This window comes from Ruegeria sp. HKCCA0370, from assembly GCF_013033705.1.
Taxonomy (GTDB): Bacteria; Pseudomonadota; Alphaproteobacteria; order Rhodobacterales; family Rhodobacteraceae; genus Ruegeria.
The window spans coordinates 122,754-145,520 of record NZ_WQEP01000002.1; the positions used below are offsets into that span (position 1 = coordinate 122,754).

Annotated in this window: 25 protein-coding genes; 7 read left to right on the forward strand and 18 right to left on the reverse strand. The window is 59.3% G+C overall.

The genetic code is table 11. The features are described from left to right. Positions 1–94 precede the first annotated feature (94 nt). Positions 95–283 (reverse strand): hypothetical protein, encoded by a 189-nt coding sequence (locus tag GOW31_RS06790; RefSeq protein WP_050604769.1) that lies wholly within the window; start codon positions 281–283, stop codon positions 95–97. A gap of 229 nt (positions 284–512) precedes the next feature. Between GOW31_RS06790 and GOW31_RS06795 the strand changes: the two genes are divergently transcribed. Continuing rightward, a complete protein-coding gene (locus GOW31_RS06795) occupies positions 513–755 on the forward strand; it encodes a CDGSH iron-sulfur domain-containing protein (RefSeq protein ID WP_171168872.1) in 243 nt (80 codons plus the stop codon). Here GOW31_RS06795 and GOW31_RS21975 read toward each other — a convergent pair whose 3' ends face one another. From GOW31_RS21975 to GOW31_RS06815, 5 genes are all read right to left on the reverse strand, one after another. After that, the gene (locus tag GOW31_RS21975; protein WP_371813723.1) at positions 756–1,073 is read right to left on the reverse strand and encodes a DUF6455 family protein; all 318 of its coding nucleotides are present in this window, start codon (positions 1,071–1,073) and stop codon (positions 756–758) included. It abuts the gene before it with no gap. Next, positions 1,016–1,285, reverse strand: a complete 270-nt coding sequence (locus GOW31_RS06800; RefSeq protein WP_152458951.1) for a DUF6455 family protein — start codon at positions 1,283–1,285, stop codon at positions 1,016–1,018. Before GOW31_RS06800 ends, GOW31_RS21975 begins: the two co-directional genes overlap by 58 nt. 14 nt (positions 1,286–1,299) lie before the next feature. Next, entirely contained in the window at positions 1,300–1,551 is a 252-nt protein-coding gene (locus tag GOW31_RS06805; RefSeq protein ID WP_152458952.1) for a DUF6455 family protein, read from the reverse strand. 69 nt (positions 1,552–1,620) lie between these two features. Continuing rightward, positions 1,621–1,989, reverse strand: coding sequence for a YigZ family protein (locus GOW31_RS06810; protein ID WP_171118710.1), 369 nt, complete (start codon positions 1,987–1,989; stop codon positions 1,621–1,623). After that, the gene (locus GOW31_RS06815) at positions 1,986–2,693 is read right to left on the reverse strand and encodes a M48 family metallopeptidase (RefSeq protein ID WP_171118712.1); all 708 of its coding nucleotides are present in this window, start codon (positions 2,691–2,693) and stop codon (positions 1,986–1,988) included. The genes GOW31_RS06810 and GOW31_RS06815 overlap by 4 nt, the downstream gene beginning before the upstream one ends. A 120-nt stretch (positions 2,694–2,813) precedes the next feature. Here GOW31_RS06815 and GOW31_RS06820 point away from each other — a divergent pair, with 120 nt between their 5' ends. Beyond that, positions 2,814–3,062 carry a hypothetical protein gene (locus GOW31_RS06820; protein WP_170346090.1) on the forward strand — a complete coding sequence of 83 codons (249 nt, stop codon included), beginning with the start codon at positions 2,814–2,816 and terminating at the stop codon, positions 3,060–3,062. Here GOW31_RS06820 and GOW31_RS06825 read toward each other — a convergent pair. After that, positions 3,050–3,325, reverse strand: coding sequence for a DUF167 domain-containing protein (locus tag GOW31_RS06825; RefSeq protein WP_171168874.1), 276 nt, complete (start codon positions 3,323–3,325; stop codon positions 3,050–3,052). The two genes, GOW31_RS06820 and GOW31_RS06825, sit on opposite strands and share 13 nt — an antisense overlap. 136 nt (positions 3,326–3,461) lie before the next feature. Here GOW31_RS06825 and GOW31_RS06830 point away from each other — a divergent pair, with 136 nt between their 5' ends. Beyond that, complete coding sequence (locus GOW31_RS06830) at positions 3,462–4,040, forward strand: nitroreductase family protein (protein WP_170346088.1); 579 nt, start codon at positions 3,462–3,464, stop codon at positions 4,038–4,040. Continuing rightward, positions 4,037–4,735, forward strand: coding sequence for an EI24 domain-containing protein (locus tag GOW31_RS06835; protein ID WP_171168876.1), 699 nt, complete (start codon positions 4,037–4,039; stop codon positions 4,733–4,735). The genes GOW31_RS06830 and GOW31_RS06835 overlap by 4 nt, the downstream gene beginning before the upstream one ends. A 6-nt stretch (positions 4,736–4,741) precedes the next feature. Here the strand turns inward: GOW31_RS06835 and GOW31_RS06840 are convergent, their stop codons facing one another. Further along, complete coding sequence (locus GOW31_RS06840; protein WP_117867937.1) at positions 4,742–5,014, reverse strand: DUF1467 family protein; 273 nt, start codon at positions 5,012–5,014, stop codon at positions 4,742–4,744. A 23-nt stretch (positions 5,015–5,037) separates the two neighbouring features. Beyond that, positions 5,038–5,442: a methylmalonyl-CoA epimerase gene (mce, locus tag GOW31_RS06845; RefSeq protein WP_170346086.1), complete on the reverse strand. Its 405-nt coding sequence runs from the start codon at positions 5,440–5,442 to the stop codon at positions 5,038–5,040. A 136-nt stretch (positions 5,443–5,578) separates the two neighbouring features. Here mce and GOW31_RS06850 point away from each other — a divergent pair, with 136 nt between their 5' ends. Next, positions 5,579–6,298, forward strand: a complete 720-nt coding sequence (locus GOW31_RS06850) for a response regulator (RefSeq protein WP_171168878.1) — start codon at positions 5,579–5,581, stop codon at positions 6,296–6,298. 170 nt (positions 6,299–6,468) lie between these two features. On the opposite strand, the gene aspS is transcribed toward GOW31_RS06850, so the two are convergent. From aspS to GOW31_RS06870, 4 genes are all read right to left on the reverse strand, one after another. Next, positions 6,469–8,247 (reverse strand): aspartate--tRNA ligase, encoded by a 1,779-nt coding sequence (gene aspS, locus GOW31_RS06855; protein WP_171168880.1) that lies wholly within the window; start codon positions 8,245–8,247, stop codon positions 6,469–6,471. A gap of 77 nt (positions 8,248–8,324) precedes the next feature. After that, complete coding sequence (locus GOW31_RS06860) at positions 8,325–8,996, reverse strand: CPBP family intramembrane glutamic endopeptidase (RefSeq protein ID WP_371807910.1); 672 nt, start codon at positions 8,994–8,996, stop codon at positions 8,325–8,327. Further along, entirely contained in the window at positions 8,993–9,640 is a 648-nt protein-coding gene (locus tag GOW31_RS06865) for an aminotransferase class IV family protein (RefSeq protein ID WP_171168882.1), read from the reverse strand. The genes GOW31_RS06860 and GOW31_RS06865 overlap by 4 nt, the downstream gene beginning before the upstream one ends. After that, positions 9,595–10,722, reverse strand: a complete 1,128-nt coding sequence (locus tag GOW31_RS06870) for an aminodeoxychorismate synthase component I (protein ID WP_171169296.1) — start codon at positions 10,720–10,722, stop codon at positions 9,595–9,597. Before GOW31_RS06870 ends, GOW31_RS06865 begins: the two co-directional genes overlap by 46 nt. A 177-nt stretch (positions 10,723–10,899) precedes the next feature. Here GOW31_RS06870 and carB point away from each other — a divergent pair, with 177 nt between their 5' ends. Then, the gene (carB, locus tag GOW31_RS06875; RefSeq protein WP_171168884.1) at positions 10,900–14,244 is read left to right on the forward strand and encodes a carbamoyl-phosphate synthase large subunit; all 3,345 of its coding nucleotides are present in this window, start codon (positions 10,900–10,902) and stop codon (positions 14,242–14,244) included. Positions 14,245–14,469: 225 nt separating this feature from the next. On the opposite strand, the gene GOW31_RS06880 is transcribed toward carB, so the two are convergent. Genes GOW31_RS06880 through GOW31_RS06890 form a run of 3 tightly spaced genes read right to left on the reverse strand, consistent with a single transcriptional unit; the run spans position 14,470 to position 19,024 of the window. Further along, the gene (locus GOW31_RS06880) at positions 14,470–17,511 is read right to left on the reverse strand and encodes an efflux RND transporter permease subunit (RefSeq protein ID WP_171168886.1); all 3,042 of its coding nucleotides are present in this window, start codon (positions 17,509–17,511) and stop codon (positions 14,470–14,472) included. 11 nt (positions 17,512–17,522) lie between these two features. Continuing rightward, complete coding sequence (locus GOW31_RS06885) at positions 17,523–18,560, reverse strand: efflux RND transporter periplasmic adaptor subunit (RefSeq protein ID WP_171168889.1); 1,038 nt, start codon at positions 18,558–18,560, stop codon at positions 17,523–17,525. Beyond that, a complete protein-coding gene (locus tag GOW31_RS06890; RefSeq protein WP_152458966.1) occupies positions 18,557–19,024 on the reverse strand; it encodes a MarR family winged helix-turn-helix transcriptional regulator in 468 nt (155 codons plus the stop codon). The genes GOW31_RS06885 and GOW31_RS06890 overlap by 4 nt, the downstream gene beginning before the upstream one ends. 159 nt (positions 19,025–19,183) lie before the next feature. Between GOW31_RS06890 and GOW31_RS06895 the strand changes: the two genes are divergently transcribed. Continuing rightward, the gene (locus GOW31_RS06895) at positions 19,184–20,308 is read left to right on the forward strand and encodes a beta-ketoacyl-ACP synthase III (RefSeq protein ID WP_171168891.1); all 1,125 of its coding nucleotides are present in this window, start codon (positions 19,184–19,186) and stop codon (positions 20,306–20,308) included. An 18-nt stretch (positions 20,309–20,326) separates the two neighbouring features. Here the strand turns inward: GOW31_RS06895 and GOW31_RS06900 are convergent, their stop codons facing one another. Both GOW31_RS06900 and GOW31_RS06905 read right to left on the reverse strand, forming a co-directional pair. Continuing rightward, the gene (locus GOW31_RS06900) at positions 20,327–22,129 is read right to left on the reverse strand and encodes a hypothetical protein (protein WP_171168893.1); all 1,803 of its coding nucleotides are present in this window, start codon (positions 22,127–22,129) and stop codon (positions 20,327–20,329) included. A gap of 166 nt (positions 22,130–22,295) precedes the next feature. Further along, on the reverse strand, positions 22,296–22,757 hold the full coding sequence (locus GOW31_RS06905) for a hypothetical protein (RefSeq protein ID WP_152458969.1): 462 nt from the start codon (positions 22,755–22,757) through the stop codon (positions 22,296–22,298). Between the last annotated feature and the right edge of the window lie 10 nt (positions 22,758–22,767).

Sequence of the window (22,767 nt, forward strand, 5' to 3'; positions counted from 1 at the left end):
TGTGAAAACGCAGGCAAGAAAAAACCGCCACAACTGGTGACGGTTTTTCCCGAAAGCGTACAGGCGGTCCGGGTCCGGGCCGCCTGCGAATGGCTTACTGAGTGATTGGGTCACAGACCGTCTGGCCAGCCTCGGTTGTGGCCAATTGATAACCACCCGGACAGCTGGGTGTGCCGGCTTTGTCATAGCTGGGCTGAACGTAAACAGGTGTCGGTTCTTCCTGCTGCGCACAGGCAGTCAGGATCAGTGCAAATGCGCCAACGGCAGCGAGTTTCAGTTTCATGTCCGTCAATCCTTTATTACTTTTCTGATATTGCCCAGCTTTTCGGGGCCAGGTTAAGAATACGGGCTGAACGACAATCTGGCAACTGAATCGATCACGTCTTCGTGAGTCACAGCGAATCCATGCCAATCCAATGACGCAATGATGTTCTTTGAGGCGTGAAACCTATCCTTCTGACTCCGGCGCCCTAAATTGTTGCAGCGAATTCAGCCAAAGACGGAGAAGCCACATGTCAAACGCACCCATCATTGCCCGAAAATCGCCCTTTCCGGTCGAGGTCGTCGAAGGGAAAACCTATTTCTGGTGCGCCTGCGGCAAATCCAGCCGCCAGCCGTTTTGCGACGGATCGCACAAAGGCACCGGGTCAGAGCCCGTGAAATATACGGCGGAAAGCAGCAAAAAGGTCTTCTTTTGCGGGTGCAAACACAGCACGAAGCCGCCTTTGTGCGACGGAACGCACAACGGGCTTTGATCAGGTTTTCAACCCATTCAATATCTCGGCATTGGAGCAAAAATCCGGGGCAGTGGTCGCTGTGCTCTGTTGCCGGGCAAGCCAAAACTCGCATTGCACATCACATCCGGCAGCGCGGCACCGTGTGACAAGTTCAGCGTATTTTTCGGGTGAAAGACGTCCTTCGGCCATCGCTTCGGTCATTGAAATGCCCATGCAGCGCGACACCGAGCGTGTAAGCCAAAAGTGCTTTTCGATTTCCCCTAACGCGACCTGAGACATCAAGCGTTCTCCACCTGCTTGGTTTTGAGGGCGGCAAAGTATTTGCGATTCGGGCATGTCGACGGCGCCTGTTCAACCTGCTCGCGCCGTTCCAACCATTCCGGGCAGTCCTTGGCCCAGGAACAGCCGCGACACTGCTGCACGATTTCAGCCCATTCTTCCTGTTTCAGATGACCTTTCCGATAGGCCGCGGCCAAGTCGGTTCCGGTTGCTTGCCCCATACGCAACACCAAGCGCAGATGGGTCATGATTTCGCCCAGATGTGTCATGGCAGACCTTTGTGTCAAGGCAGGAGATTGTGAAGCAATTCCTGATTTCGGCAGTATTCGGGTGTCCGCCGAGCAGATCCGGGATCGTTCAGCAAACTCTTGCAGTGATCCGGGTTCGGGCAGTCGGTACAGCGCAAAACAGCATCAGAGATCTGGTCCACGGAAACGGAACCATCAATGGCGGCTTCCTCAAGATCAATGTCCAGCATTCTGGCCATATCGTCCACCAATCCGGCATGCAGCCGCAGGGTCTCGTGGGTGGGCATGCTGTTTCCTTTCGCTTTCACGCTGTGTCCAAAGGGTAGCGCATCCGCGAAGGCAAACATTGACTCAGGTCAAGATTGGACGCCGATGTGATCCAGATAGGCCCGCGTGGCATCCTGAACACGGCGAAAGCGATCCCCGCCCAGTTTCTTGCCGCCATACCAGCGCGTCACGATAATTACGTGATTTTTCAGCCCGGCGCGTTCGATCATCCGAAGGATCACCATGCCCGCGCCGCTTTCCCCATCATCAGCTTTTAACGCGCCGGTCGGCAAGGCCGCGGCCCAGGTGTTGTGGGTGGCCTTGGCATAGCTCTTGTCGGATTTCAAATCGTTCAAAACGGCGTCGATTTCAGCCCGCGTCGTGACCTGCGCCCCAGACACCGCGTATTTCGAGCCGCGATCCGTCAGGACGACACCCAGGCATGTGAGCCGGCTCATTGGGACAAACCCAATTGCTCTGCTGTTTCCCGCACGATCTGCACACGTTGTGCATTTGGTGGGTGGGTTCCCAAAAACCTGTCACCGGGATCCGGGATGCGATCAAAGAACCTTGCTCCGACCAACGGATTGTATCCCGCATTATACGTGATGATGGTTCCCAACTGGTCTGCCTCCAGCTCAAAGTCTTTCACATAAGCCTGAACGCCGACCTGCGCGCCCAGCTTTTGCGCCTCTTCAATGGCGGCGGCGTCCCCGCCGCGCAACTCTGCCACCCGCCCGAACTCAGCCGCGCTGGCGCTGGCGATTTCACTCTGCCTGGCGATGTGCCCCAACACGTGGTGGGCTGCTTCATGCCCCATGACAAACGCCAGTTCATCCGCGTTCTGGGTGGATTCGATCATCGAGCGGGTGAAAATGATCACCGGCTGCTTGTTCTCATCCAGCGTCTGGAATGCATTGACCGAAGCCTGAGGGTTCAAGTCGACAAGAATCCGAAAGTCGCAATTCTGCCCGGTCGTCTGTTTCAGACACTGTCTGCGGGCTTCCGCCCCAACGGCCCGACTGACCTCTCGGAAGGTTTGCACCATCGGTTCGGCCTCTGGCTCATCCCCCCGCCATTCCTCGGCGGGTTGGACGCGCAAGGCCCCCTCTCCACATGCAGCAAGCAGCAGGGACAGCAAAAAAACAAACCATCTGTGCATGTCATATCCTTTGAGACCGAATGGCCGTGATTTCAACATAGTACGCCCGTGCCGGCGAAACCACACCGCCGGTTCAACGAACGGCTTGCATTGCGCCCCGGCGGCTTGCACTCTGGCCTCATGTTTACGATTGAGCATGAATTCGACTCGACGGTCATTACGCTTGTGGACGAAGGTGAACAACCTTTGCAGGAAGATGTGGTGATCAACAATTTCGCGGAATGCGTCACGCTGGAACAACTTGATCCCCGCACCGATCAAATACAGAAGATCACGTTGTCGCCCGAGCAGGTGCGGGATCTGGCGGCCGCGCTGGATCTGCCCGAAGGTGTTTATCAAATTCGCGAAACCGGGCCTCAGGGGTCATAGGAAAACAGCTTGATCCGTGCGGCTTGCCCCTGCTTCAGCATCAGGGTCGAGGGCGCGACGCCAAGACATTCTGCAAGCAGCAACTGCACGGCCCTGTTGGCCTTGCCGTTTTCCGGCGGGGCCGTAACTGATACCTTGATCTGACCGTCTTCGACGCTCACCCGATCGCGGGCCGCCTTGGGCGTCACCTTCAGTTTGAAAACGGCCCCGGCCTGCGCCATCGCGCTGAGATCCGGCAGATCGCGCAGTTTGGGTTTCGCCATTGTCTCCTCTTTTTTTCTCAAAGTCTTGCACGAAGCACGTCGTAATGAAATTGATCCACGCAATCCATTGGCGTGCCCTTGAAACGGGCAGAATACCGACCAAGATACAGAGTCGTGATGTAAAGGAAGTTAACATATGTCCCTGAAAAACCCCGCCGCTCTGGAGTTTTTGCAGTCGCGCCGGTCCCGGCCGGCCAAGACACTGGTTGCTCCGGCCCCAACCCGGGAGGAGTTGCTGCCATTGCTGACGGCCGCCGCCCGCAGCCCCGATCACGGCAAACTGGAGCCCTGGCGATTCATCGTTCTGGAAAAGGGCGCGATGCCACGTCTGGCGACCCTGACCGAGGCCTGCGGGAAAAGGCTGAACAAAAGCCCGGAAGACATCGCCAAGGCGCGCAGCCAGTTCGATATGGGGCATCTGGCCGTCGCGGTCATCGAGGTTCGCAAGCAATCCGAAAAGATCCCGGCCATCGAACAATCCTACTCTGCTGGCGCGGTCTGTCTGGCGCTGCTGAATGCCGCGCTGGCTGCGGGCTGGGGCGCCAATTGGCTGTCGGGCTGGCAAACACATGATCGCGCGTTCTGTGTCGATGCTTTCGGGCTTGCCGAAAACGAACGCGTGGCCGGGTTGATTCATATCGCCACCGAGGGCGCGACCCCGCCGGAACGCCCCCGGCCCGATGTGGCCGCGTTGACAGAGTGGGTTTCGGAATGATCATCCTGAACGCCTTTTTCAGCGCACTTGGCCAGACCGGAGATCCCAAGTTCCGTGCCGTTTTGCTGCGCGGCGTGGGGTTGACCATTCTGCTGCTGGTTCTCGCCTGTGCAGGTGCGATCTGGTTGATCAACTGGTTGTCGGGCAGCGAAATCTCATTGCCGTTCGTGGGGGCTGTCCCGTGGCTGAACGACGTTCTGAACTATTCCGGTATCGTGCTCGTTCTGATCCTGCCCGTTTTTCTGATGGTGCCGGTCGCGTCGGCCATCACCTCGATCTTTCTGGACGAGGTGGCACAGGCGGTTGAGGACAAGCATTTTCCGGCGTTGCCGCCCGCACGGCGCATCCCGGCCTCAGAGGCGCTTATGGACGGTCTCAGCTTCCTTGGCGTTCTGATTGTGGCAAACCTGCTGGCGCTGATCCTCTATGCGATTTTCACCCCGCTTGCGCCTTTCATCTTCTGGGCGATGAACGGATTTTTGCTGGGGCGTGAATACTTTACCCTTGCCGCGATGCGAAGGATCGGGCGCGATGGCGCGCGCAAGCTGCGGGCCAAACATTCAACGACGATCTGGGTGGCGGGCACATTGATGGCCATTCCGCTTTCAGTGCCGCTGGTGAACCTAGTGATCCCGATCCTCGGGGCCGCCACGTTCACCCATATCTATCACGCCTTGTCAGGCCAAAAGGCCTGACGGGGATTACCTTGGCTCCAACTGGTTCAGCCAGTCGAAATCCCGCACCGAGATCACGCCCGACAGGATGATTCCGGCGATGATCGCCCACAGAACCACAGAGATACCGGTGGTGATCCACATCTTTCTTTTCATGTGATGCACTTCCGGCGCGCCCGCATGCGTGCCGGGAACGATGTCACCCAGATCGCCCTGGGTTTTGATGCGAATGGGCAGCACCACCAACAACGTCATGAACCAGATGACGGCGAACAACACCAGCGCGGCAGTAATGGTCATTTCAGGCCCTCCGGGGCTGGGGGTTATACCTGCTCCAGCTCGACCAGGCAGCCGTTGAAATCCTTGGGGTGCAGAAACAGAACCGGTTTACCATGCGCACCGATCTTGGGCTCACCTGATCCCAGAACACGGGCTCCGGTCGCTTTCAGATGATCACGGGCCGCGATGATATCCTCGACCTCGTAACATACATGGTGGATGCCGCCGGCCGGGTTCTTTTCCAAAAACCCGTTGATCGGGCTGTCGTCACCCAGCGGATACAGAAGTTCGATCTTGGTGTTGGGCAGTTCGATGAACACGACCGTGACACCATGATCCGGCTCGTCCTGCGGCGCGCCGACTTTGGCGCCCAACGCGTTGCGGTATTGCTCGGACGCCGCCTCAAGATCCGGTACGGCAATGGCGACGTGGTTCAGACGTCCAATCATGTCTCACTCCTGCTGTCCTGCGTTGCATGGGTTATGGGGGCTGATCCGCCAAAGGACAAGTGCGCCAAATCGCGCGTTAACGTCGTGTTAGCCAGAAGTTCCTAGCGTGAAGCATCTGCTGCATAGGAGAGCTGCCATGGACGATTCGGGCCTACTTGCCACCACCACCGCCGCGCCCACCGCGACTCGACCCTTGCTGGGTCAGACCATATTGGTTGTCGAAGACAGCCGGTACGCTTGCGATGCCATCCGCCTGATGTGCCTACACAGCGGCGCGCGCATTCGCCGTGCGGATTGCCTGAAATCGGCCCGAAGGCACCTACAGATCTATCGGCCTTCGGTCATCCTGGTCGATATGGGCCTGCCGGACGGTTCCGGCGCCGAACTGATCGCCGAATTGGCCGAGGCCACGCCCCGTATCAGTGTCATCATGGGCCTTTCGGGCGATGACGGCAGCGAAGACATGGCTCTGGCGGCCGGCGCGGATGGGTTTTTGTCCAAGCCGCTAAAATCAATGTCACATTTTCAAAAATCCATTCTGGAACGCCTGCCAGAGGACCGGCGGCCCAGCGGGCTTCATGCCGTACGCGATGAAATCATTCGCCCGGACCCTTTGGCTTATCAGGACGACATGGCCCATATCGCCGATGTGCTCGCAGGTCCCAACGATCACAGTACATTGGACTACGCCGCACAGTTCCTGCACGGCGTCGCGCGCGAGGCAAATGACAGGCCCTTGGCGGAAGCAGCGCGAAAGCTGGCATTTTCACGCGCGAACGGGACGCCGATCATGGCGCAGGCGGCGCAGGTTGCCGGGATGGTGCAGAACCGACTGGAACAGCGAGAGGCAATTTGAAATGGTGACAGCGTATTTCATCACTGCAACCCTTTTGTGCATCTGGCTGTACCGCCAAACACGGCAGGCCGCGCGTTCCATCCGCGTCAACCGAACCGATCTGAAAGACCCGCTGGACTGACACACGCTGCCTGCGTGAAAAATCCGCCCGCGATACGCGGGCGGTTTTTTTACTGGTCCTGAGGGATAATGCGAAGACCCAGCTCCATCAACTGATCCGAGGTCGGGTCCGAAGGTGCGTCCATCATCAGATCTTCGGCGCGCTGGTTCATCGGGAACATCATGACTTCGCGGATATTGGCCTCATCTGCCAGCAGCATCACGATCCGGTCGATACCAGCCGCGCATCCACCGTGTGGCGGGGCGCCGTAGTGAAAGGCATTGAACAGGGCACCAAAGCGGGATTTTACTTCATCCTCGCCATAGCCTGCCAGTTCAAAGGCCTTCAGCATGATTTCCGGCTTGTGGTTCCGGATCGCGCCTGAAACCAGCTCGTACCCGTTGCACGCCAGATCATACTGGTAGCCGCGCACATCCAGCGGGTTGCCCTGCAACGCGTCCATACCGCCCTGCGGCATCGAGAACGGGTTGTGTTCGAAGTCGATCGCGCCGGTTTCTTCGTCTTGCTCATAGATCGGGAAATCCACGATCCAGGCAAAGGCAAAACGGTCTTTTTCGGTCAGGTTCAATTCCTCACCGATCACGTCACGCGCCTTACCGGCAACCTTTTCAAAGGCTTTTGGCTTGCCGCCCAGGAAGAAGGCTGCATCGCCGACACCCAGACCCAGTTGCTGACGGATTGCCTCGGTGCGCTCGGGGCCGATGTTCTTGGCCAGCGGTCCCGCAGCCTCCATCCCCTCACCCTGATCGCGCCAGAAGATATAGCCCATGCCCGGCAGGCCCTCTTTCTGGGCAAAGGCGTTCATGCGGTCGCAGAACTTGCGGCTGCCGCCGCCCGGCGCGGGGATCGCGCGGATCTCGGTGCCTTCCTGTTCGAGCAGCTTGGCGAAGATCGCGAAACCGGAACCGCGGAAATGCTCGGACACCACCTGCATCTTGATGGGGTTCCGCAGGTCCGGCTTGTCGGTGCCATACCACAGCGCCGCGTCCTTGTAGGAAATTTGCGGCCAGTCCTGATCAACCTTGCGACCGCCGCCGAATTCTTCGAACACGCCGGTCAGAACAGGTTGAATGACGTCGAACACGTCCTGCTGCTCGACAAAGGACATCTCGAGATCCAGCTGGTAGAAGTCGGTGGGCGACCTGTCAGCCCGTGGATCTTCATCTCGGAAACAGGGCGCAATCTGGAAATACTTGTCGAAGCCCGACACCATGATCAGCTGCTTGAACTGCTGCGGGGCTTGCGGCAACGCATAGAATTTGCCCGGATGCAGGCGCGAAGGCACCAGGAAGTCGCGCGCGCCTTCGGGCGACGAGGCGGTGATGATCGGCGTCTGATACTCGCGAAAGCCCTGATCCCACATCCGTTTGCGCATGGACGCAACCACGTCCGAGCGCAGGGTCATGTTCCGTTGCATCGCCTCGCGGCGCAGGTCCAGATAGCGATAGCGCAGGCGGGTTTCCTCGGGGTATTCCTGATCGCCGAAGACCATCAGCGGCAATTCGTCGGCGGCCCCCAGAACTTCCAGTTCGCGTACGTAAACCTCGATCTCGCCGGTAGGCAGTTTCGGGTTCACCAGGTCCGGGTCACGGGCTTTGACGGTGCCGTCGATACGGATGCACCATTCGGACCGCACCTTTTCCAGCTCGGCAAAGGCGGCGCTGTCGCCGTCGCACAGGATCTGGGTTACGCCGAAATGGTCGCGAAGATCGATGAACAGCACGCCCCCATGATCTCGAACCCGATGCACCCAACCGGACAGGCGAACGGTTTCTCCAACATTGGCGGCGGTCAAGGCGGCGCAGGTGTGGCTGCGATAGGCGTGCATGGAATATCCCTTCGGGCGCAGAATTCGTCGCGCCGATACACCCTGTCAGCCCCGGAAAGTCAAGGCGGGTTGCCCCTTCAAAACGGCCTTTGCACATTGCCCGAGTAGAAATATACGCCTAGCCCCACCGCAAAAATGATATTGCCCGCAATTGCGTGCAGCAACACCGCATAGAAGAATGACCCACGCTGCCGGTAGGCCCATGTGAACAGCAGGCCGCCGGCGAATGTCATCAGCGCGACGATCCAGCTCCAGTACATCAGGTGCGCGAACGAGAATATGGCCGCGTTCAGCAGATTGGCCGCACGCCCATCCGGCAGGATCGCGTGATAGCGGCGAAAGAACAGAGGGCGGAACAGCAGCTCTTGCGGCAGCGCTGACAAAAGTGGGTAGCCGACCCAGATGAAGGCCAGCATTTCGGGGCGGTGCACAAGCAGGAAGAACGCGGCATCCGGGCGCGTGATCTGAATCAGACCAACACAAAAGGCAGTCACGATGGCAGAGAACAAAGCCACCTCGCGCAGGGTCCAGTTGGCCCAGTCATAACGAAGTTCGGCCCATTGAAACCCGGGCGTCCGGTGCAATAGCACGATACCAAGCCCGGTCAGCGCAAACAGCGCCGGAAACATCCAGTTCGGAGGGAAAAGAACAGCGATCAGCAGCGGCAAGCCAATATAGAACAGGCCAAATTCCAGCCGCAGCCGTCGCAATGCAACCGGCGGTCCGATCATCATGCTGTTTTTTGTCACCCGTCTATCAGCTCCACCTCGATCAGTCCGCGCAGTGAATTTCCGATCCGCACAGTTTGCGCATTTTTCAGGTCGGTCAAGGTCAGCACGGCTTCGGTGACTGCTTTGTTTTCCAGCAGTTCTTCGCGCAGTATCCCCGGCAAGAGCCCACAGGACAAAGCGGGCGTCAGAACCCGGCCATCAGGCATTTCCATAAACAGGTTCGTGATGGTGCCTTCACAAAGCTCATCCAGTTCATTCAGAAACAACAGTTCGTCCACCCCTTCGGGCAGCGCTGCGCGCGCGGAATCATAGAGCGCACGGCGCGTGGTCTTGTGACGCAACCACAGGTCATTCGAAGCCAGACGTTGATCTGACAGAGCGACGCGCCAGGTTCTGGGATTGTCCACCAGTTCGCCGGTCGACAGATCGAACGAGCCCGACACATCCAGCGTAAGGCGGCAACGCAGCGGGGTGTCACAAGCAGCGCCATTCAGTCGGGCGGTCGCTTCATCGGGGTTGAAAGGAATCTCGAACACCCGCGCAGTACGGGCCATTCGTGCAAGATGGCGGTCCAGCCTGACAAAGCCCTGATCCGGGCGGAAGGCCAGTGTTTCAATCAGGCTGAAATCAGGTTCAGCTGGCGGGCGAAGCGGGCTTTCCATAACGCCTCCTCATACTCTGACGGGGCGGTGCTGTCCCAAACGACACCGCCGCCTACGTTCAGAGTGGCCTGATCATCCTCAAGCATCAAGGTGCGGATGGCCACGTTGAACTCGGACCGACCATCCGGCGCGGCCCAACCAATCGTTCCGCAATAGATGTCGCGCGCCCATGGCTCCAGTTCCGCCAGAATTTCCATCGCGCGGATCTTGGGGGCTCCGGTGATCGACCCGCAGGGAAACAGTGCTGTCAGTATTTCACCCAACCCCACGCATTTGTGCAGCTGCGCCCGCACCAGCGAGACCATCTGATGTACGGTGGCATAGGTTTCCACCCGGAACAGGTCAGGCACATGAACGGATCCGGGCAGCGCGACGCGGCTGATATCGTTGCGCAGCAAATCAACAATCATCAGGTTCTCGGCCCGATTCTTTTCGTCCGCGCTCAGAAAAGCCCGGTGGCGCGCATCCTCATCCGGGTCTTCACTGCGCGGTTGCGTGCCCTTCATCGGCCGGGTTTCGATCCGCCCACCCTCATCGGTGCGGAAAAACAACTCCGGCGAGCGGCTGAGCAGATCGGGCAGCCCATCCTGTTGCACCAGTGCTCCGTGGCCCACCGGCTGCCCCGCCGCCAGCGCGGCATAGAGCGTTTCGCTGTTGCCCGAGACGGTCAGATCAATCGGAAAGGTCAGGTTGGCCTGATAGATGTCGCCGGCACCAATGGCGTCATGCACGGCGCTGAAGGCCTTGCCATATCGCGCTTCATCCCATCGCGGCCGGAATGCGCCCACTTCGCCCGCAGGCGACGGAAGGGCGACCCGATCCGGTGCATCATAGACCCCAAAGCACAACAAAGGCAGGCGTCGTTCTTCCGGCAAAAGACCATTGAGCCGGGGTTCAAGCGCATAGCCCAGCTCGTAACTGGCATACCCTGCCAGCCAGGCACCAGCTGCGCGCGCCTCGTCCAATGCCGCCAGAGCCTGGGGCACGTCCTCCGCCACATCCGCGCGGATCACCTGAGACGGACGCTGAAACCGGGTTCCTCGCCCGGCCGGTCCCTGATCGAAACGAATACGCACTTGCATCCTCATTTGCCGTGAGGGGCCATATAGAGAATACTCTGCCAAGTGAAAGAGGGGAAAGCGGCAATTTCGCCCCTGTTTCCGATACCTCTTGCACCTTTTTGCGCGGTCCCTATAACGCAGGACAATTTGGGCGCTGGGGCGGTGCCCTGACTCGCGGACAATCGAAGGAACAAGGCCATGCCGAGAAGAACCGACATCCAGTCGATCATGATCATTGGGGCGGGCCCCATTGTTATCGGTCAGGCCTGTGAATTCGACTATTCCGGTGCTCAGGCCTGCAAGGCCCTGCGAGAGGAAGGATACCGGGTCATTCTGGTGAACTCGAACCCGGCGACGATCATGACCGACCCCGGTCTAGCCGACGCCACCTATATCGAGCCGATCACACCCGAAGTGGTCGCCAAGATCATCGAGAAAGAACGCCCTGACGCCCTGTTGCCCACCATGGGCGGACAGACCGGCCTGAACACCTCGCTGGCACTGGAAGAAATGGGTGTGCTGGAAAAATTCGGCGTCGAGATGATCGGCGCCAAGCGCGATGCCATCGAAATGGCCGAAGACCGCGCCCTGTTCCGCGAGGCGATGGACCGGCTGGGCATCGAAAACCCCAAGGCCGAGATCGTTACCGCCCCCAAGGACGAGAGCGGCAAGAAAGACCTGGACGCCGGTGTGGCGCTGGCCCTTGAAACCCTTGAAACCGTGGGGCTTCCTGCAATCATCCGCCCGGCCTTTACACTGGGCGGCACCGGTGGCGGCGTGGCGTATAACCGTGAGGATTACATCCATATTTGCCGCTCGGGTATGGATGCCTCGCCCGTGGGTCAGATCCTGATCGACGAAAGCCTTCTGGGCTGGAAAGAATACGAAATGGAGGTGGTGCGCGACACTGCCGACAACGCCATCATCGTATGTTCCATCGAAAACGTCGATCCGATGGGCGTGCATACGGGTGACTCGATCACCGTGGCCCCTGCCCTTACGCTAACCGACAAAGAATACCAGATCATGCGCAATCACTCGATTGCCGTGCTGCGTGAAATCGGTGTCGAAACCGGCGGCTCAAACGTGCAATGGGCGATCAACCCGGTCGATGGCCGCATGGTCGTGATCGAGATGAACCCGCGCGTGTCGCGCTCGTCGGCGCTGGCATCCAAGGCCACCGGTTTCCCGATCGCGAAGATCGCTGCGAAACTGGCCGTGGGTTACACGCTGGATGAGCTGGACAACGACATCACCAAAGTCACCCCGGCCTCGTTCGAGCCGACCATCGACTATGTCGTGACAAAAATTCCGAAATTCGCCTTCGAGAAATTCCCCGGTTCCGAACCCTATCTGACCACCGCGATGAAGTCGGTGGGCGAGGCGATGTCGATTGGCCGTACGATCCACGAATCGATGCAAAAGGCACTGGCCTCGATGGAATCGGGCCTGACCGGCTTTGATGAGGTCGAAATCCCCGGCCTGAACGTGGGCCTCTGGGACGAGGCCGACGACAAGGCCGCCGTGATCAAGGCGATCAGCCAGCAGACACCTGACCGCCTGCGCACCATTGCGCAAGCGATGCGCCATGGCCTGAGCGATGACGAGATTTTCGGCGTCACCAAGTTCGACCCTTGGTTCCTGGCCCGTATCCGCGAGATCGTCGAGGCCGAACGTCAGCTCCGCAAGGACGGCCTGCCCGTCACCGAGGACGGCATCCGCAAGCTGAAAATGCTGGGATTCACCGATGCGCGTCTGGGCAAGCTGACGGGCCGTGATGAAGACAACGTCCGCCGAGCGCGCCGCAATCTGGGCGTTTCAGCGGTGTTCAAACGCATCGACACCTGCGCCGCCGAGTTCGAGGCGCAGACGCCTTACATGTATTCAACCTACGAAGCTCCGATGATGGGCGAGGTCGAATGCGAAGCGCGCCCGAGCGACAGGAAGAAGGTCGTCATTCTTGGCGGCGGCCCAAACCGCATCGGTCAGGGCATCGAGTTCGACTATTGCTGCTGCCACGCCTGCTTCGCGCTGACCGAAGCGGGTTATGAAACCATCATGATCAACTGCAACCCCGAGACGGTTTCGACCGATTATGACACTTCCGATCGCTTGTATTTCGAGCCGCTGACCTTTGAACACGTCATGGAAATCCTGACGAAGGAACAGGAAAACGGCACGCTGCACGGCGTCATTGTTCAGTTCGGTGGACAGACACCGCTGAAACTGGCCAACGCGCTTGAGGCCGAGGGCATCCCGATCCTGGGTACCACGCCCGACGCGATTGACCTGGCCGAAGACCGCGAGCGTTTTCAGGCGCTGGTCAATGAACTAGGGCTGAAACAGCCCAAGAACGGCATCGCCTCGACCGACACGCAGGCGTTGGAAATCGCTGAGGAAATCGGCTTCCCGCTGGTGATCCGCCCGTCCTACGTTCTGGGTGGCCGCGCGATGGAGATCGTGCGCGACATGGACCAGCTGAAACGCTACATCAACGAGGCCGTGGTGGTCTCGGGCGACAGCCCCGTTCTGCTGGACAGCTATCTGGCTGGCGCGGTCGAGCTGGACGTGGACGCGCTGTGCGACGGCACCGATGTGCATGTGGCAGGCATCATGCAGCATATCGAAGAGGCCGGCGTGCACTCGGGCGATAGCGCCTGTTCGCTGCCGCCCTATTCGCTGTCGAAAGAGATCATCGCGCAGATCAAGGATCAGGCGTTCAAGCTGGCCAAGGCGCTGAACGTTGTCGGCCTGATGAATGTTCAGTTCGCGATCAAGGATGACGAGATCTACCTGATCGAGGTCAACCCGCGCGCTTCGCGCACCGTGCCGTTCGTGGCAAAGGCCACCGACAGTGCGATTGCGTCCATCGCCGCGCGTGTCATGGCAGGCGAAAAGCTGGCGAGCTTCCCGCAGCGTCCGCCCTACAAGACCGTGGACGACACCAAGATCGCAGATCAGATGACGCTGGCCGACCCGGACATGCCATGGTTCTCGGTGAAAGAGGCGGTCCTGCCCTTCGCCCGTTTTCCGGGCGTCGATACCATCCTGGGCCCGGAAATGCGCTCGACCGGCGAGGTCATGGGCTGGGACCGCGATTTCCCGCGCGCCTTCCTCAAGGCGCAGATGGGCGCGGGCATGGTGCTGCCGACTTCGGGCCAGGCCTTCATTTCGATCAAGGATGCCGACAAGGGCGCGGCGATGCTCGAGGCCGCACAAGTTCTGGTCGAACAAGGCTTCACGCTGGTCGCCACCCGCGGCACCCAAAGCTGGCTGGCGGAACAGGGTGTGCCATGCGACGTGGTCAACAAGGTCTATGAAGGCCGCCCAGACGTGGTCGACATGCTGAAAGACGGTCAGGTTCAACTGCTGATGAACACCACCGAAGGCGCGCAGGCGGTCGAGGACAGCAAGGCCATCCGGTCCATCGCGCTTTATGACAAGATCCCGTATTACACCACTGCCGCCGCAAGCCATGCTGCCGCTCTGGCGATCAAGGCGCAGGCCGAAGGGGATGTCGAGGTGAAATCCCTTCAGGGATAACCCGCCTGAGCCACAATTGGCTCATCAATGAACGAAAAGATGCGCGCCCGTTGACCTGAACTCAACGGGCGCGCATTTCGTTCAGGCATAAGGAGAATGAAACAATGCGCACATTTCTGGTTCTCGTAATCTTCACTGCACTGGCCGCCTGTGACGTGCCGTTTGTTCCTTTGATCTAACCTGATTGGACCCAGCTTTTCAGCTGGACCCACAAGAGGCCAGTGTTCAGGCTGCCAGCGCCTCGCGTTTTTCATCGCGCGCAAAGAAGAGCAGGTAGAACACCGGCGCGGCGACCATTGTCAGGACGGTCGCAAAAGCCAGCCCGCCCATGATCGTCACCGCCATCGAGACGAAGAACGCATCGGTCAGCAGCGGCGCCATGCCCAGAATGGTCGTGATCGCAGCCAGCATCACAGGGCGCAAACGCGAGACGGAGGCTTCGACGATGGATTCGCGCAGGGGTTTGCCCGTGGCGCGAACCAGGTCGATCTCTTCCACCAGCACGATGCCGTTCTTGATCAGCATGCCCGACAGGCTGAGCAGGCCCAGAAGGGCTGTAAAGGTGAAGGGCAGCCCAGTTCCCAACAGGCCGATGACGACGCCGTTGACCGACATCGGAACCAGCAGCCAGATGATGATCGGCTGACGGATCGCGTTGAACAGCAGGACCGAGATCAGCACCATGATCAGCAGGCTCAGCGGCAATTGTTTACCCAGGCTTTCCTGCGCGTCGCGCGAGTTTTCGAACTCACCGCCCCACTCCATCTTGTAGCCCGGTGGCAGTTCGATGGCCTCGATGGCGTCCCGAACTTCGGCGTGTACCTGAGCCGCCGTCAGGTCGGGCGGGATGTCCGCGCCGACAGTGATGGTCAGAACACGATCGCGGCGATGAACCAGCGTATTGAGGGATTTGTACTCGAATCCATCGACCATCTGTTCGATTGGTACAAATTTCCCGGATTGGTCCGAATACACCACCTGATCGACGATGGAATAATCTCCGTCCGCCGGACGACGCAGGATGATGGGGATCAGGCGGTCACGTTCCCGCAGCACACCGCCCGTGATGCCATCGGTCGAAAATTGCAGCGTGGCCGCAATATCTTCGCGCGTGACGCCCGCGGTCTGGGCCCGTTCCGTGGCATAGATCGGCTGCACCGCCAGTTCCTGTTCGCGCCAGTCATGATGAACGAGCAGGGCGTTGGGCGACGCCGCCGCCATGCGCTGCACGGCCTCGTCCGCAAGTTGTCGCAGTACCACCGGATCGCTGCCCGAGAACCGGGCCTGAATCGGATCACCGCCACCGGGGCCAAACACCAGGCGCTTGGTTCCGAACTCGCCTTCGGGGAACTGGACCGACCCGAACGCTTCCAGATCCGCTTGCAAGGCCGGGATGTCATCCAGACTTTCCGTACGGATGATCATGTGACCATAGCTCGGGTTCGGTTTCTCTGCCGAATAGGTCAGCATGAACCGGGTTGCCCCCTGACCGACGAATGTCGTGACCGAAACCACGTCATCGCGTTGGGTCAGCCAATCTTCGAAAACCGCCATGTCCTGTGCCGTGCGGGCAATCGGCGTGCCCTGAGGCAGCTTGTAATGCACAAAGAACAAAGGCGTGTTCGAGTTGGGGAAGAACTGTTGTTTCATCAACCCGAACCCGGCATAGCACGCAACGGTTACGCCGATGAGACCCGCAACAACCAGCCACCGGAAACGGAGCGCAAACCGCAGGATCGCGCCATATGTGCGGAACAGGATGCCCCCGTAGGCGTCGATCTCACCCTCCTTGCCCTGCTTGAAGAAATAGTGCCCCAGCAAAGGCGTGACCGTGATGGCAAGTATCCAGCTGAGCAGCAGCGAAATGCCGATCACCGCAAACAGGGAAAACAGAAACTCGCCCGTCGCATCCGGGCTGAGCCCGATCCCGGCAAAGGCCATGATGCCGATCACGGTGGCTCCAAGCAGGGGAATCTGGGTTTTTGACGCCACATCTTCAGCCGCATCGCGCGATGGTTTTCCTCGCAACATCGCGATCTGCATCCCTTCGGCCACCACGATGGCATTGTCCACAAGCATACCCATGGCAATGATCAGCGCACCCAGGGAAATCCGTTCCATCTCGATCGAGAACAGTGACATGAACAGAAGCGTGCCGACCACGGTCAGCAACAGGGTCGAACCGACGACGATGGCCGCGCGCCAGCCCATGAAGATGCCCAGCACGGCGACCACGATGGCCACTGACATGGCCAGATTCACCAGAAAGTCGTTCGAGGCCTGCTCGACCACCACATGTTGCTGATAGATCGGCAGAATATCGACACCGAAGGGGATATTCGCATCCAGCTCGGCGAATTTGGCGTCAGCCCGCTTGCCGACCTCGACGATGTTTTCCGTCGCCAGACCGGCGATGCCGAGGGTAAAGGCTTCGGTCCCGTTGTAGCGGATCATGATGTCCGGATCGTTCTGACGGGCGCGATAGACATCGGACATGTCGAACAGGTTGATCACCTGCCCTTGCGAGCCGACAGACAGGCCCGCAATGGCCGAGACACTGTCCGAACCCTCGGCCGTCAGAATGGTGGTACGGGCATCTTCAGACCGCAAAGACCCCGAGGAATTCACCGAATCCGCGTTGGCTATGGCTTCGTTGATCGCTTGCAGCGGGACGTTCTGATTCACCGAGATCGCCAGATCGGGCTCTACAAAAATCGCCTCGTCCGGCAGGCCCTGAACCTCGACATCGGCGACGCCGTCCACGGTCAGCAGTTCGCGACGCAGAAACGTTGCCAGTTCATGCTTTTCGGCGTCCGAAAACCCTTCGGCGGTCACCGCATAGAACAGGCCGAACACATCACCGAACCCGTCATTCACATAGGGTTGGCTGACACCCGACGGAAGCCCGCGGGCGGCATCGCGCACCTTGGCCCGCAGGCGGGTCCAGATATCGGGCAGTTCGGTCCCGTCGTAGGTCGACTTGATTTCTACTTCGATCAGCGATTGTCCGGGTTGGTTGACCGAGGTGATGACGTCCACCTCGCCCATCTGCTGGATCGCGGATTCAAGGGGTTCGGACACTTCAAGCGCCACCTGTTCCGCCGTGGCACCGGGATATTGCGTGGCGATGACCGCGTTCTTGATGGTGAAAGCCGGGTCTTCCAAACGACCAAGCGACGTGAATCCCCAGATGCCACCGAAGAGGGCAATGAGGATGATCAGCCATGTGTAAAGCGGTCGATCAATCGAGGCGCGCGCGATGTTCATCTGTCTGCCCCTCAGTTCGCGAAGCCGGTGAACCGGCGCACGGGCTGACCGTCTGTCAGCACAGCACCGCCAGCCACAACAACTTCGTCACCGTCAGACAAGCCCTTCAACACCCGAACATCGCCCGACTGCGTGGGTTCGATTGTCACCGGAACGCGGCGGACCGTGCCTTCATCCGCGCCAGCGGGAGAGAACACCATGACGCTCAGCTCACCTGTTGCATCCGCGATGACGGCCGTCGCCGGCACGATGATACCTGTGCGCTCGTCCTGGACCTTTACGTTGACGGTGACGGACGAGCCGGGAAGAATTTGCAGCCCCTCGGGCGGCGTCAGGCCGAACTGAATGCGGAAGGTCTGCCCGACGCTGGAAGTTTCAGCGTCGAATTCCCGGATTTCCAGCGGGAAAACTTCGTCACTTACGGGGAATTTGGCGGTGATGGTGATGTCGTCGTTCTGGCCCGAGCGTTGAAACAGGATCTCGGGCACATCCACCTCGATGCGCAATTCGGACATGTCGTGGATGCGGACGATCGGCGTGCCGGCCGATACGGTGGTGAAAGCCTCGACCGCGCGGCTGGAGACCAGCGCGTCAAATGGTGCGGTCAAAGTCGCGTGTTCCAGTTCGTATTCGGCATCGCGCAGTGCGATCGCGGCCAGTTGCGCTTCGGTCTCTGCGTCATCGACCGCCACCTGGCTGGCCGTGGTGCCCCGCAAACGCGACAGGCGTGCGACGGTTCGGTCAGCCTGTTCCTTTTGCAGCTGCGCCCGTTCGAGCCGCAGTTCGAACGGCTCCTGATCCAGTCGCGCAATCAGGCCGCCTTTGGGGATGACAAACCCTTCGTTGACCGGCATTTCGACGATCTGACCGGCGACCTGAAAGGCAAGATCGACCGTCTGCCGCGCTGCAACACGACCGAAGAACTGGCGGGTGAAGCCGGGCGTTGTTTCGTGCACCTGCATCAGCTTGACCGGTTTCGGAGTATCTTGAGCGGCAATCGGAGTTGCCAGAACGGCCAGTGCAAGGCCCAGAGAGGTCAGGAGTTTCATTTCTTCAGTCCCTCGGGAATTCCCGTTTTCAAAACGTTGTCACGGATTTTGCGCGCCAGTCGCGCGAATTCGGCTGTTTCTTCGTCGTTCAGGCCCGAGGCCCTGTGAAACAGGTCTCCGGCCTCGGCCACCAGCATGTTGCGGGCTTCTTCACCACGCTCGGTCAGCACCAGCAACCAGGCGCGGCGGTCTTCCGGGTCACGCTCGCGCGTGAGATAGCCGGCTTTTTCCAGCGAATCCGCGGTGGCGGTGATTGTGGACGGCACACTCAGCATATCCGCAGCCAGAACCCCCATGCGTTTCGGCTGATCCAGCTTGATCAGCATATGGCATTCGGGGTGGCTCAGGTCGGTTTCGATGCTGTCGAATGTCTCTTCCAGTTTCCAGTACAGGGCATATACCCCCATGATCGCCTGAATCTCGGGGCTGAGGCGGCCAAGCCTGGTGCTGATATCGTCGGGCATCGGGGATCTCCGCGCGTTTGGAGGGGTCATATACTTCAGTTTCTGAACTATTCAAGATATGAAGCTACGGCTTTGCGCACATTCCCTTAGGTCAACATACCTTGATCAAATCACACCATGATTGCATTTTGGGCAAATCCGAAACATTCAGGGCTCGCCATGTATACCCCCGCCATCACCGGTACCGGTGTCTTTACGCCTCAGAACGTCATCACCAATGCCGAGCTTGTCGAAGCATTCAACGCTTATGCCGACAAACAGAACGCCAAGAATGCCGAAGCCATCGCCGCCGGACAGATGGAGCCGATGCAGCATTCATCGGAAGAGTTCATCGTCAAGGCATCGGGGATCGAAAACCGCTACGTGATGGACAAGAGCGGCGTGCTGGACCCGGACGTGATGCATCCACTGCTGCGGCAGCGCAGCGATGATGAACCCGGCATCATGACCGAAATGGCGGTGGATGCCTGCAACAAGGCGCTGGCACAGGCGGGGCGCACGGCGGCGGATGTTGATCTGGTAATCTGCGCGGCTTCGAACCACGAGCGCGCCTATCCGGCGATTGCGATCGAAATCCAGCAGGAACTGGGGATCAACGGGTTCGGCTTTGACATGAACGTCGCCTGTTCGTCAGCCACGTTCGGCATTCAGGCCGCGGCGGACATGGTGCGGTCGGGATCGGTGCGGGCGGCGTTGGTGGTGAACCCCGAAATCTGCTCGGGCCATCTGGAGTGGCGCGACCGCGATTGCCATTTCATCTTTGGCGATGTGGCGACGGCAACTCTGATCGAACGGATCGAAGATGCACAAGGGCCGCATTTCGAAATCCTATCGACACGCTGCGCCACTGCGTTTTCCAACAATATCCGCAACAACAACGGCTTTCTGCGCCGCTCGCGCCCAGACGGGCTGACTGACCGGCGCGACATGCAGTTCATGCAGAACGGTCGGAAAGTATTCAAGGAAGTACTGCCGATGGTCAGCAAGCATATCAGCGACCACATGGATGCCGAAGGGGTCGGAAACTCTGATCTGAAACGCCTGTGGCTGCATCAGGCCAACAAGACGATGAACGACTTCATCGGCAAGAAAGTTCTGGGCCGCGAACCCGAGCCGGGCGAGCAACCCAACATCCTTCAGGATTATGCCAACACGTCATCTGCGGGGTCGATCATCGCGTTTTCGAAGTATTCCGACGACTTGCAGGAGGGTGATCTGGGCCTGATCTGTTCTTTCGGCGCCGGGTATTCGGTCGGGTCGGTGATCGTGAAGCGCCACGCCTGACGGTTGATCTTGTCTGGCCTAGCCTGCCCCAGTCACTTGGAAGATCTGAAAGGCTGCACCTTCCGCAGTTTGTATCCGTCTGAGATAGGCCGGGATTTCACCCGCAATCAATCGCGGTTGCAAACCACGACCCTGTGACGCCCAGGACCAGAATTCGGCACGCGGCGCGGACATACAGAGCATGACGTAATCCACGTCCAGCTCGGTCAGACGTGATCCGACCTGGTCGGCGTCCGATCGGAACAGTTCGATCTGCGCCAGAATTCCAGCCTGATTCCGGTGATAATTGCCCGCCAGAACGGAATGGTCGGTATGGCGCAGCACGTTTGCGGCAAAGTCGAAATCAACAAGGACCCTGCCGGCTGGAAGATCACGCAGGGCCGCATAGGCTTCGGGCGTTTTGCAGGATGCCCCCGAACTCTGCTGTGACTGTCGGGCCGGCATCGCGGATGCGGCAAGGGACGGCCCGGCAAAACGCCCCAGCTGCTCATCGATGCTGGCGCCGGTTTTCGGCGAGATGCAGAGGATGAAAGCAACCATCGCAAACCCTGACAACGCGCGGCGACTGCTTGCATAAGAGCTGTACAGGACACGCAGGATCTGCGCCTGGACAGCCACCAGCGAAACACCCAGGAATGTCATCATTCTGGACTGATAGAGGAACACCACCAGGCCGGTCACGATCAGGGCCAGAAACAGAGCGTATTCCAGTCTGAAAGGCGATCTGACTGCAAAGATCAGGGCGGCTGCCATGCACAGGATCGACATCGCGATCAGGGCCAGCGCTTCGCCCCGGTGCAGTTGCAGAATGACGTTGATCTTCTGAGCTTCCGCCACCTGGCTCAGCCAATAGTCGCGCATGTCCTGAGGCAGGGCTTCGATCGGGTTGCTGAGACAATGCGGGGCGAAGCCGTAAGCGCAGGCCAATGTCACCACTCCAATTGCAACACATGCGCCGATGCGGCCCCAAAGTGACCAGCCAGACCCGATCCATGCCGCAATGCAAAGCCCTGCCGCGGCAACGCTCGCCGGCAATGCCACGCTGAGAGTCAGGGCGTCACAACTTGGGAACAGAAAGGCCTCGTGTCCCGTTGTTGCCAGGCTGGTCAGCACAAGCGTCAGGACCAGCCCGATACCAAACGCCATGGTCCGGCGACGGGTCGGTTCGCCGTTTACGATCCAGTCAATGGCAAAAAACACGGCGACAAGTGCGATCTGCAATATCGATTCGGTGCCTATCGACACCGAAAGCGCCAGGCAGACACCCAGCAGCCATCCGGCATATGGTTTGTCCCTGCGCAAAGCAAACAGCATCAGGGCCGTGACGAACAGAAGAATCTGAGCATTGTGGTGATCAAACGAAAAATAGTCGAACTTCCGCGAGTGTTCGAGCGCCAACACACCCACAACCAGCGCCGAAACAGCGCCTTCCCGCGCGCCCAAAACGCTGCCCGTCACCGCAAAGGCCCACAGGGTCAGACCCGCCAAAAGTGAGGGCCAGACGAATGCCGTCACCTGAAGGGCCATATCGGGCGGCAAAACCAACCCGAATGTTCCGTAGAGCAAAGCAATCGGCGCGTCGATCAATCGGGACCAATGCATCAGCGTACCGCCCTCGGGGCCCAACCGATACTGATGGCTGTCGAACCAGCCCTGGCCCTGCAACAGATCCTGCACGACCACCCAGCGCATCACGTCGTCAGAGCCTTCCTGATGACCACTTAGGGCCAGTAACACCAGAAGTGCCGCATAGGCGCATACAAAAAAACGCAGAACCACCCGGTCTGCGAAAATACTGTATGTTCCCTGCGATTTCTGCATGGTCCACTGCCCTTGACGTTCTTGCCCGCGACGGACCTTACAGGACAGACGTGACTGAATTGAGGCAACAGGCACAGTCAGCGTTTGTGTCTTTTCGAGCATGAAAAGAGGTAGGCCGCACAGGCGAAAACTGGCCAGTCACGGGTGCAACGGTTCCCGACCCCGGCTAGCTGACGCTTTCTTCTTCCAGATGCAGCTTCATCTCGATCAGAACCTGTTGCAGCAAACTGGTTTCTTTCAGCAGCCGTTTGGCTTCGTTGACGGTGATGATTCCGTCTTCGATTGCGGCCTGATACTCGGTCATCAACATCGCAAACCGCTGGCTGAGCGCAATGACATCCGAATTGACACCACCGGTGCGGGGGGTGGAGGTGTTGCGGTCGCTATAGGACAAGGTGATGTTCTTCAGGTCCGCCAAAGCCGACGTCACATGCGGATACGTCGCCGCGTTCTCAAGGCGGGCCACCGCGTCCACAGGCATGAACCGGTCCTCGTGTTCAGCATTGTCGGAATAGTATCGCCCCAAAGTGGCCTTGGATTTCCCTGTAATTTCACACGCGGCTTCGATTCCAACATCCTTGACCAGCGCTTCTGTGTGTTTTTTCAGATAGGCCCCGATATCTGCCATTGTTTTACCT